At 68.5% G+C, this 12,048-nt stretch carries 5 protein-coding genes; 2 read left to right on the top strand and 3 right to left on the bottom strand.

Annotated features, from left to right (window positions below; translation table 11 throughout):
- The first annotated feature begins 222 nt into the window (after window positions 1–222).
- Window positions 223–2,175, top strand: coding sequence for a PAS domain S-box protein (locus KA419_17875; GenBank protein ID MBP7867803.1), 1,953 nt, complete (start codon window positions 223–225; stop codon window positions 2,173–2,175).
- Between the two features lie 13 nt (window positions 2,176–2,188).
- On the opposite strand, the gene KA419_17870 is transcribed toward KA419_17875, so the two are convergent.
- The 3 genes from KA419_17870 to KA419_17860 are packed head-to-tail and all read right to left on the bottom strand — an operon-like array spanning window position 2,189 to window position 6,067.
- Complete coding sequence (locus KA419_17870) at window positions 2,189–3,256, bottom strand: apolipoprotein N-acyltransferase (GenBank protein MBP7867802.1); 1,068 nt, start codon at window positions 3,254–3,256, stop codon at window positions 2,189–2,191.
- Between the two features lie 16 nt (window positions 3,257–3,272).
- Entirely contained in the window at window positions 3,273–4,694 is a 1,422-nt protein-coding gene (locus KA419_17865; protein MBP7867801.1) for an insulinase family protein, read from the bottom strand.
- A complete protein-coding gene (locus KA419_17860; GenBank protein ID MBP7867800.1) occupies window positions 4,694–6,067 on the bottom strand; it encodes an insulinase family protein in 1,374 nt (457 codons plus the stop codon). Before KA419_17860 ends, KA419_17865 begins: the two co-directional genes overlap by 1 nt.
- A gap of 451 nt (window positions 6,068–6,518) precedes the next feature.
- On the opposite strand from KA419_17860, the gene KA419_17855 reads away from it, so the two are divergent.
- The gene (locus tag KA419_17855) at window positions 6,519–11,669 is read left to right on the top strand and encodes a S8 family serine peptidase (GenBank protein MBP7867799.1); all 5,151 of its coding nucleotides are present in this window, start codon (window positions 6,519–6,521) and stop codon (window positions 11,667–11,669) included.
- Window positions 11,670–12,048 lie beyond the last annotated feature (379 nt).

The following is a 12,048-nucleotide window of genomic DNA, read 5'->3' as shown; positions in this document are numbered from 1 at the left end:
ACGGGGAGCCAGCATTTCACCCGCTGATCTCAGCGGTTCTTTTTCGACGCCGGACCCCGCGGGCTGACCCTCGCGGGGTCCGAGCGTTTTTCCCCCTGCCTGCACCGTCCGGTCCCTTCCAACCGTCGACGACGGGAAGGTGAGGCATTGCAGAACCCGGCCGAACACCGTATAATGAGAGCCGGATGCATTCCGATCGGCCGGTTCCCGAGGTCTCCGAGAATGGACGAGAAGGCGAGGAAGTCACCCTGGGCAGGGTTGGCGGCCTTCGATGCCGCCGAAAGGCTCGAGTTCCTGGAGCGGGTCCTGGATGTCGTCCCGGACGTGATCGGGGTCCAGGATCGGGATCGCCGCATTCTCCTGTACAACGCCGCGGGTTACGATTTTCTGGGGATCACCCCCGACGAGGCCGCGGGGCGGTGCTGCTTCGAACTGATCGGCCGGGATTGCCCCTGCACCGAGTGCGCCACGTCACGGTGCTTTCTCTCGAAAAAAACGGAGAAAATCGAGAAGTTCCTCCCGGAGCGCGAGCTGTGGCTGGAGTGCAAATCCTACCCCATCCTCGGGAACGACGGCGAGATCCGCTACGTGGTGGAGCATCTCGCCGACATCACCGAGCGAAAACGGGCGGAGGCTGAACTCCGGGAGGGAAAGGCGACCCTGCAGAGCATCTTCCGCGCCGCCCCGGTCGGGATCGGGTTGGTTTCGAACCGGTTGCTGCTGCAGGTGAACGACCGGGTCTGCGCGATGACCGGGTACGACCGGGAGGAGATGCTCGGGCGGGACGCCCGTTTCCTTTACCCTTCCGATGAGGAGTACGCGTTCGTCGGGCGGGAGAAGTACGCCCAGATCGCCGCATGCGGCACGGGGACCGTCCGGACGCAGTGGCGGCGGAAGGACGGCGCCATCATCCACGTTCTGCTCAGCTCGTCCCCCCTGGACCCCGACGACCTGTCGGCGGGGGTCACCTTCACCGCCCTGGACATCACCGACCGGGTGCGCGGGGAGGAGGAGCATGCCCGGCTGGAGGCCCAGCTACGCCACGCTCAGAAGATGGAAGCCGTGGGCCGGTTGGCGGGAGGGGTGGCCCACGATTTCAACAACATGCTGGCGGTCATTGTGGGAAACGCGGAATTGGCCCTCGCCCGGCTGGAACCCTCCGATCCCCTGGCCGCGGAGCTTCGGGAGATCAAGACAGCCGGGGACCGTTCCGCGGAGCTGACCCGGCAGCTCCTGGCCTTCGCCCGGCGGCAGGCCATCACCCCCCGCCGGCTGGACCTCAACACCACCATCGAAAGCATGCTCAAGATGCTCCGTCGGTTGATCGGGGAGGACATCGATCTGGCGTGGCGCCCGGGGACCGACCTCTGGCCGGTCAGGATGGACCCCGCCCAGATCGACCAGGTCCTCGCCAACCTGGCGGTGAACGCCCGGGACGCCATCTCCGGCGTGGGGAGGCTGACCATCGAAACGGGCAACCGCGACTACGGCGAGGCTTTCTGCCGGGACAACCCCGGGTCCCCCCCCGGTGAATGGGTGATGCTGAGCTTTCGGGATGATGGGTGCGGGATGGACCCCGAGACCATCGGACACCTTTTCGAACCTTTCTTCACCACGAAGAAGGCGGGGAAGGGGACCGGGCTGGGCCTCGCCACCGTGTACGGGATCGTCCAGCAGAACGGCGGCTTCATCAGCGTCACCAGCGAGCCGGGGCAGGGAAGCGACTTCCGCATTCTCCTTCCCCGTTCCAGGGAGAGCGACGGGGTGCCCGACGCGGGGCCCGCCCCCCCCAATGCCGAAGGGGGAACGGAAACCGTGCTGCTGGTCGAGGATGAGCCCTCTCTGCTCAACCTGTGCCGGAACCTGATGACAAAGCTCGGTTACACCGTCCTCGGCGCCGGCGGGCCGGGAGAAGCCATCCGGCTCGCGGGGGAACATCCCGGTCCCATCCACCTGCTGATGACCGACGTGGTCATGCCGGGGATGGACGGCCACGCACTCCACGAACGTCTCCGGGAGGAACGGCCGGGCCTTCGCTGCCTCTACATGTCCGGTTATACGGCGGACATCATCACCCTCCACGGGGTGCTGGGCGAGGGGGTGTACTTCCTTCAGAAACCTTTCACCCGGCAAGCGCTTGCCGACAAACTCCGGACCGTCCTGGGACCGGGTTGACACGGGAGCCGTTTCATGCCGGGGCACCCGTCCCGGCCTGTGTCCGCCAGTTCCGGAAGCGTCGCCGAACGTCGGGCCAGACGAGGGTCCCCACGATCCCCAGCGCCAGGAGCAGAGACCCGGGGCCGATCATCCAGCCGATCCTGCCGTAGGGGGTCCGGTCGCGCCGGGGCTCCACCAACCCGAACACCAGGCCCGCCTCGAAGTTGTGGATCCGGCCGTGGTCGCGCCCGCAGGGGTCGAGGATCTGGGAAACCCCGGAACTGGTGGCGCGGAGCATCCACCGCCCGTTCTCCACGGCCCGGAGAGCGGCCAGGGCGGCGTGTTGGTCGTGCTGGCGGGCGGTCCACCAGCCGGCGTCGAAGGTGGGTACCACCAGGATCTCGGCCCCATTGCGGACCAGCGTTCGGCTGACCGAAGGAAAGTCGGCGTCGTAGCAGATGGCGATGCCGATACGCCCGGCTTCCGTGGGGAAGGCGGGGAAACGGGTCCCGGGCGTCCCGTCCCGGAAGAAGGGGACGGGGTTGGCCTTGTGGTAGGCCCCCAGCCGGCGGCCGTCCGGGCCGAAAACGAGCGCGGCGTTGAAGAAGGCCGGCTCGGGTTCTCCCGGGATGCTCTCCTTGCAACCGGCCACCAGGGTGCAGCGTGAAGCCGCGGCGAGGCGGGAAAGTTCCGTGAACGCCGGCGTTCCCGGGTCGGCGTATTCGAAGGTGGCGTACTCGGGCCACACGGCGAGACGGGTCCCCTCGGGCATTCGACGGTGAATCTCCGCGGCGATCCGGATGGAGCAGGCTTCGCTCTGGACCAGCACCGCCGGGACGGTCCCCCGTCCCGGGACGGAGAGACGTTCCACGCCGGCCAGGTGCAGCACCGAAACCACGCCGGCGGCCAGGGCGACGGGGAGGCCTCGCCAGACGGGACGCCGCCGTGCGACGGCCGCCCAGGCGAAGGCTGCGTTCACGGCCACCACCTTGAGCGGGGGAAAACCGGTGGACGTGAGGAGCCCGGACGCGAGCGAGACGGCCACGATCAGGGTTGTGCCCGTCCGGGACCCTGCGGCGGTGTTCAGGCGGTCGGTCATTCAAACCACCTCTGATCTAAGGGTGCACGAGGATCCAGCGGAACGCCGGCGGTTTGATGTACCGGTCCCGGACGCGGCGGACGTCGGCCGGGGTGACGCTCTTCCAGCCGTCGGGACGCCCCCGGTAGGCGCACGGCGGGGCCCCGCGGTACAGGTCCAGGCCCATGTAGAACGCCCGGTTCAGCGACAGGAGGCAGCGCATCAGGAAGCGCCCCCGGGCCTTGTTGACGGCGGTGGCGACCTCCCGGTCCGTGAGCGCCTCCCGTCCGAAGGCCTCCAGGACTTCCCGGATCCCCGCCCGCGCGGTCTCCACGTTCTCGGGGCGCGTCCCCATGCTCACCGTCAGGGACGCTAGCCGGCCCCCGTCGAGGCCCTCGAGGCCGGCGCCCAGGGAGTAGGCCAGCCCGCGCTTCTCCCGGAGTTCAAAGGAGACCCGCTCGGACAGCAACGCCACGGCGATCTCGAGGGCGGGCAGGTCGGCGCTCTCCACGGGGAAGACGTCCCCCGCCAGGATGTACCCCTGCCGGGAGGCCAGGGTCACGGACCGGACCTTGTCCTCGCCGGCCGCTGCCGGGGGCGGCAACGGGGCCCGCGGGGCGGGGACGGCCCCGGCCGCGGCCCGGGGTGCGGCGAACGCCGACGCCAGCTGACGGAGAACCACCCGGGGGGGAGCGGCGGTCTGGACGGTCAGGACCAGGTTGCCGGGGCGGAAGTGGGCCCCGAACCAGTCCTTGAACTCGGTCACCGTCAGGCCCTCCAGGGAGTCCGCCGTGCCGTAGACGGGGCGCGACTTCCACGACCCGGGAAAAACGGCCTCCCACCAGGCCCGCTCGGCGACGGCCCGGGGGCCCTTCTCCCGGCGGGCGCGCACCTCGGCCTGCGCGGCCCGGGCCGCCGCCAGGGTGGCGTCGGTGACGACCGGTTTCGCGAGGAGTTCGGCCAGGAGCCTCAGCCCCTCGTCGCGGAAGCGGTCCAACACCTGGAAGCGGAGGTAGGAGAATTCCTCGACGGTGTAGTAGTCGTCGAAGGGGATTGCGGGGTCGTCCACGGCCTTGAGGTCGGCGCCGATGGCGTCCAGGCGCGACAGGAGCGCCTGGCGGGCCGGGTCGTCCCCCGCCTGGAGGAGCACCCGGTGGGCCAGGTCGGCGATGCCCGCGCGCCCCTGCGGTTCCCCCGCGGCCCGGTTTTTCACCAGGACGTGGACGGCGAGGAGACGGGATCCGGGGACCCGCTCCACGGCCGCCTCCAGGCCGCCGGGGAGGAGGCGGCGCTCGCAGGCGGGCGCCGGGGAAGCCGCCCGGGCGATGCCGGCGGCCAGGAGGAGGGCCAGGCTGACAAGTCTGACAAGTCTGACAAGTCTGACAGGTCCGACAGGTCCGACAGGTCCGACGGCGGGCTCGGGGCGATGGCGCTCCGTGAGGTTCTGGTGCCTTCTCATCACTTCCCTCCCATGGCCCGGGGCATCCCGGCGGGGGGCGCGGGGCGGGCCGGGGACGCCGCGGCCGCCGCCTCCAGGATCGCCACCCGGAGTTTCCCCGGGTGAAGGATCCGCTCCGCCTGCGCCCGGACACCGGCGGCGGTGACGGACCGGAACCGCTCCACCAGGCGCGGCCCGACGAATCCGGCCGCCTGGTCCGCCGGCAGGTCGGCGAGAAGGCCGCCCTTGAGCATCCCGAAATAATGAATGTTCTCCTGGCCGAAGACTTCTTCCGCCTCCAGCCGGGTCAGGGCCCCCGCCAGGTCGGCGTCGGTGAAGTCGGTCCGGAGCGCCGCGATCTTTTCCCGAAGGGTCGCAACCTGGCCGGGTGTCAGCTTGCGCCCGGCCGGGACCTCGACGGCGAGCTGGCAGAGGGAGTAGTCGCGGTTGTCGAGGGCGCTGAGAGTGTATTCGCCGAGGCCCTCGGCCTTCAGCAGCGCCGCCAGGGGGGAGGTCCGGTCGTCGGCCAGCCGGCGCCGGGCGAGTTCGTGGGCGGGCCAGGCGGGATCCGCCGGGGAGGGGGCCGGGAAGGTCAGGAGCAGGCGGCCGGCCGGTGATTCCACGGGGAGGACCTTGACGGAAGGGTCCGTGAAGAGATCCACGGGCCGGGGCCCTTCCGGGAGCGGTCGGGCCGGGTATTTCCCCAGCCTCGCCTCGAGGTGGCGGAGCATCTCCGCCGGAGCGAAGTCGCCTACCACCAGCAGGGTCATGTTGTTGGGGACGTACTGCTCCCGGTAGTACGCCAGCAGGGCGTCCCGGGAGATGTCCCGGAGGGTGGCGGGTGTGCCCAGGATGGGGAGCGCGTAGGGCGTCCCGGCAAAGACGGCCTCGGCGGCGGCGCGCTCGAGGGCGAAGTCGGGGGAGGCCGAGTCCTTGGCCAGTTCCTCGAGGATGATGCCGCGTTCCTTCTCCACCTTGTCGGGGGGGAGGGTGGAGTGGAAGAGCATCTGCGCCTGGAGGTCCAGGGCCCTGGGGAAGAGGTCCCGCTCGGAGAGCATCACGTAGCAGGTGTAGTCGTCCCGGGTGAAGGCGTTGTGGTAGACCCCCAAAAAGTCCAGCTCCGCGTAGAGCTGCTTCTGGTCGAAGCGCTCCGTGCCGTTGAAGAGCAGGTGCTCCAGCATGTGGGAGAGCCCGCAGTTACCGGCGTTTTCGGCGCGCAGGCCGGTCTTGACCACGAAGAAGGTGGCCGTCAGGGGGTTGGCGTGGTTCTCCAGGAGGATGACCGGCAGCCCGTTGGCAAGCCGGTGGACGCCCGCCCGCCCCCCGTCCGGCGGGGTCGCGGCCGCCAGGGCAAAGCCGGCAGCCAGGATCAGGACCATCAGGCTTTTACGCATCGTCACCTCCCGGAATGTGACCTCGCTCCCTGGGCGATGGCTCAGGCCATGAAAGACACGAAATACACGAAAACGGGCCGGAAGGGAACCCTTTTCTGGCGGGCAGGGCGCCCGGCCGGCGCGCGGTCACGCGCAAGCCCATCATGAATCGGTGAGTTGGGATCCCGGCCGGGATAAACCGGAGCAAAACCACGGATGAACACGGATAGACACGGATAGACACGGAGAAAGCGAAGGCGGGGAATAAGCGCGGAATTGTTGTGACCACGGAATACACGGGAAAACCCCGACAGGCGCATGGGGGGCGTCCGGGTGTCGTTGACGAAAATGTTGGAGATTCCCGCCCGATCTTCGATTATCTTGTGGATATCCCGCCGGCCCTGTGCTATGGTGAGCGCTAACAGACAACAAGGGGCGCCCGACCGGCGCCCTGATTTTCAGGAGGTTCCCGATGTTTGACACCCGAGACCATCCGTCCCGACGGGTCCTCGCGGCGTTTGCCTGCCTGCTGGCGCTGATGCTCTGCTCGGCGCTGGCGGCGGCCACACCCGTGGAGGACCGCGTCAAGCTGCAGGTGTCGGACCCCGCCCTGGCCAAGCACATCCAGGCCAGGATGGGGGGCCGGCTCGTGGCCGACTACAACGCCTTCCAGGTCGTGGAGGTGGACGCGCGCTACGCGGACGACCTGGCCCGCCGGGACAAGGTCTCCCGCCGGGACGACGACGACTTCGTCAAGCTCAACACCGGCTGGGTCCACACCCGGTCCACCGAGGCCCGGCTCCAGATGGCCCGAACCCTCGGGAGCTTCACCGGCAAACGGCTGCACCTGGTGCAGTTCGCGGGGCCCGTGAAGTCCGCGTGGTACCGCGACCTGGAGCAGACCGGCGTGCAGGTGGTCACCTACATCCCCGAGAACGCCTACCTCGTCTACGGCGACTCCGCCGGGATCACCGCCCTGCAGGCCCTGGCCCGAACGGCCGCTTTCATCCAGTGGGAAGGGGCCTACGAGGACCGGTACAAGCTCCAGCCCACCCTGCTGGAACTCATCAACCCCTTCGACGGCAAGGAGTACGACCTGTCCGAGGTCGAAGGCTACGCGGTCCAGCTGGTCCGGGACCCCGAGGCCAACAACACGACGATGGGCGCCATCCTGAACCTGGCCCAGAGCCAGGTGGTGAAGGACAACGAGTTCCTGGGCTACCGCAACGTCCTCGTCCGGGGCCCCCTCGAGGCGGCCCAGACGCTGTCGACGCGCACGGACGTCGTCTCCATCCACCCCTGGTTCCGTCACAAGCTGATGGACGAGCGGCAGAACATCATCCTCACCAACCAGCTCACCGGGAACGCCCCCACCGCCCCGGGCTACTACGCCTGGCTGACGGGCAAGGGCTTCACCCAGGCCCAGTTCACGACCTCCAACTTCGTGGTGGACGTCACCGACAGCGGCATTGACAACGCCACCACGACCCCCAACCACTTCGGTCTCTACGTGGGCGGCAACACCACGGCCGCCAGCCGCGTGGCCTACCGCCGGACCGTCGGCACGGCCGGGGCCAGCGCCGGCAAAGGCTGCGACGGGCACGGCAACCTCAACTCCCACATCGTGGCCGGCTACATCCCCGAGAGCCTCACCGGATCGCCGCACCAGGACGCTTCCGGATACTACTACGGCCAGGGGGTGTGCCCCTTCGTGAAGGTCGGTTCCTCCACCATCTTCGACCCCGGCTACTCCAACCCGGACTTCGAGAACCTCCAGTCCCAGGCCTACAACGACGGCGCCCGCATCAGCACCAACTCGTGGGGCGCGGCCGTGGGCGGCGCCTACAACGCCGACAGCCAGGCCTATGACTACCTGGTCCGCGACGCCCAGCCGACGGGGTCCACCTACGAGGTGGCGGGGAACCAGCAGATGGTGATCTGCTTCTCCGCCGGCAACTCCGGCAGCTCCGCCAACACCATCGGCTCCCCGGGCACCGGCAAGAACATCTTCTGCATCGGCGCCACGGAGAACGTGCACCCCTTCGGCGGGGCAGACCAGTGCGGCACCACCGACGCCGAGGCCGACAGCGCCAACGACGTCGTCGGCTTCTCCAGCCGCGGCCCCTGCGACGACGGCCGCATCAAGCCCGACATCCAGGCCCCGGGCACCCACGTCAGCGGCGGCGTGTACCAGAACGTGCTGGCCCCTTGGCCGGTCACGGGCAACGGGACCGCCGGGACCTGCTACGACGCCACCGGCGTCTGCGGCGGCCCGGCCGCTTCGCCGAACTTCTGGCCCGCCGGCCAGCAGTGGACCACCGCCTCCTCCGGCACCAGCCACTCCTGCCCGGCCGTGGCGGGCGCCAGCGCCCTGCTGCGCCAGTACTTCATCAACAACACGTGGACCGTGCCTTCCCCGGCCATGAACAAGGCCTTCCTCATGAACTCCACCCGGTACATGACGGGGGTCAGCGCCAACGACACCCTCCCCTCCAACAACCAGGGGATGGGGATGGTGGACCTGAACATGGCTTTCGACGGCGTGGCCCGCATCCTCAAGGACCAGCTCCCGGCCGACCTGTTCACCGACTCGGGCCAGAGCCGGACCTTCACCGGGACCATCGCCGACCCGGCCAAGCCCTTCCGCGTGACCCTGGCCTGGACCGACGCCCCGGGGCCCACCTCGGGCAACGCCTACGTCAACAACCTGGACCTCACGGTCACCGTGGGCGGGAACACCTACAAGGGCAACGTGTTCACCGGCTCCGCCTCCGTCACCGGCGGCGCCGCCGACGCCAGGAACAACGTGGAGAGCGTGTTCATCCCGGCGGGAATAACGGGGAGCTTCGCCGCCACCGTCACCGGAGCCAACATCGCGGGCGACGGCGTCCCGGGCGATGCCGACACCACCGACCAGGACTTCGCCCTGGTGGTCTACAACGCCACCGAGATGAACACCCCCGTGATCGGGCTGAACAGCACGTCGCTGACCGCCGAGAGCTGTTCGCCGGCCAACACGGCCCCCGACCCGAATGAGACCGTCACCTACCAGTGCCAGTTCCAGAACGTCGGCTCCAGCGCCACCACCAACCTGAAGGTGAGCCTGAACGCCACCGGCGGCGTGACCAGCCCCAGCGGCGAGGTGACCCTCGGCGTCGTGGCGGCCGGCGCCACGGCCAACGCCAGCTTCACCTTCACGGTGAGCCCCAGCGCCACCTGCAACGGCAACATCACCCTCACCTTCACGGTGATGGACGGTGCAACCCTCATTGGGAACCCCACCCAGACGCTCTTTGTGGGGACCCTCATTACGCACAACTACTCCTCAGGCGGCCTGACGCTCCCCATCGACGCCACTCACACGACCGTCACGGCCCCCATCGTCATCACCGACGCGGGCGTGATTAAGAACCCGCGGGTCAAGGTCCGTATCAACCATGTCTACGACGGCGACCTCGAGATCAAGCTCATCGCACCCGACGCCACGACGGTGGTCCTGAGCGACAACCGGGGCAGCAGCGGCGACAACTTCGGCAGCGGCAACACGGACTGCACCGGGGTCTTCACGGTGTTCTCCGATTCCGCCACCACCGCGATCTCCGCCGGGAGCGCGCCCTTCGCCGGTTCGTACAAACCCGAAAGCGTCCTTTCCGCCCTCAACGGGAAGCCCCTGGCCGGGACCTGGACGCTGCAGATCACCGATACCTACCCCTCCTCCGATCACGGGACCCTCTACTGCTGGCAGCTGGAGTACGACTCGCCCGACTGCTGCGGCTGGGCGGGCGACCCGCTGATCATGGCCTCGGGTTCCAGCATCACGGCCGAAGGTTGTGCCCCCGGGAACGCTGCGGTGGACCCCGGTGAAACGGTCACCGTTTCCCTTGGCCTGAAAAACACCGGGAGCGGCGCCACGTCCAACCTGGTGGCCGACCTCCAGATGTCGGGCGGCGTTCAGTGCCCCAGCGCCCCGCAAGCCTACGGGGTGATCCCGAACGACGGCACCACCACGGTGTCCCGGTCTTTCTCCTTCACCGCCTCCTCAAGCTTGTCCTGCGGCAGCGTGGTCACCGCGACGCTGAACTGCGTCGACGGCCTGCGGGACCTGGGGACCGTGACCTACACCTTCACCCTCGGCTCGCTGATCACCTCGTCCACTTCCTTCTCCAACACCGCGGCCATCTCCATCCCCACCACGGTGGGGAATGCGTCGCCCTACCCCTCCGACATCACCGTCAGCGGGATGAGCGGCAACATCACCAAGGTGACAGCCACCCTCACCAACTTCTCCCACACCTACCCCAGCGACGTGCAGATCCTGCTGGTCAGCCCCGGCGGGCAGAAGTGCGCGCTCCTCGCCGGCACGGGCGGGGGCACGGACGTCGTGAACGCCGTCATCACCTTCGACCAGGCGGCGGCCTCCACCGTTCCAAGCACCATCGTGTCGGGCACGTACCGACCGACCGGGACCATTTCCTCCTCGTTCCCGGCCCCCGCACCCGGTATCCCCTACGCCACCAGCCTGGACACGTTCAACGGCTACAGCCCGAACGGCACCTGGTCACTCTACATACGCGACCTGTACAGCTCGGACGGCGGGAGCATCTCCGGCGGCTGGAGCCTGACCGTCACCGCGGGCGGCCGGACCTGCTGCGTGACCCCCTGCTTCACGGCCGATCACCCGGCGTCCACCGTGGACGTCAACGGCGACTTCACCTCCGACCTCCTGTGGCGTTCCACCGCCTCCGGTGACCTCGTCGCCTGGCTGATGGACGGCACGGGCGTGATCGGCAGCGCCTACGTCGGCGGCCTCGCGGACCCCAACTGGGAAGTGGCCGGCCTCGGCGACTTCAACGCCGACTCCTTCTTCGACATCTTCCTGCGCAACAGCTCCACCGGCGACCTGAGCATCTGGCTGCTCGACGCCTCCGGCTACGCCGGCAGCATCGACACCCTGGGCAGCGCCCCCACCGACTGGAAGGTGGTGGGCGTGGGCGACGTGGACCTTGACTGCCGCGCCGACATCTTCTGGCGCAACGACGCCGCCGGCCCGCTCACGGGCATGCTGTCCCTGTGGTTCGTGGACGCCTGCGGCTACCGGGCCAACTCCTACCTGGGCGGCATCGGCGACCTCAACTGGAAGGTCGAAGGGGTCGCCGACTTCAACGGCGACAAGGTCAAGGACATCCTGTGGCGCCACGCCGTCAGCGGCGTCATGTCCATCTGGTTCGTCAACACGGCCGGCAACTTCGCCTCCGACATGACCCCCGGGACGCTGGACCCCGTCTGGCAGATCGTGGGCCTGGGCGACCTCAACGCCGACCAGAAGGCCGACCTGTTCCTGGTCAACACCGCGACGGGCGACCTGATCGCGTGGCTCTTCAACGGCTCCGTGGTGACCGCGGCGCCCTACATCGCCACGCTGCCCTCGGGCGACTGGCAGATCGCGGGCACCGCCGACATCGACGGCAACGGCAAGAGCGACGTGCTCCTGCGCAACAGCGTCACCGGCGAGATCGCCGTCTGGTTCACCACCGAGGCCGGCCTCGTGGGCGGCATGCCCATGGGCCCGGTCAACCTGGCCTGGCAGACCCAGAACGACGTGATCTTCGCCGGCGGCATGTAGACCGTTCCCACCCCTTCCGGGGGCCCTGGCGGTCCCCGGAAGGTACAAAACCCCGAAAGGCGGACCCCCGGTCCGCCTTTTTTTTGGACTTCGCCTTGGACTTCCCACCGTTTCGCCAAACCCGAACCCAAGGTCTCGTCGCGCGGCGGCGCTTCACCCCGACCCGGGTAAACCAAAAGCAAACCACGGATGGACACGGATCATCCGGATCCTGCAGAATAAAAAATCAAACGGTCTCAAGCTCTCGCCAAGGCGCAAAGACTCCAAGCCTGACGCGGACGCAAAAAGTACCATCACCCTCCGGGTGATGGCTCAAACAAAGGTTTTACAGACACTTTCCCGTCCGTCTTCCGACTTTTTGCGAACCCGTCGAGCCTCG

This window comes from Acidobacteriota bacterium, from assembly GCA_018001935.1.
Taxonomy (GTDB): domain Bacteria; phylum Acidobacteriota; class JAAYUB01; order JAAYUB01; family JAAYUB01; genus JAGNHB01.
This window is presented reverse-complemented; position numbering and strand designations above follow the sequence as displayed.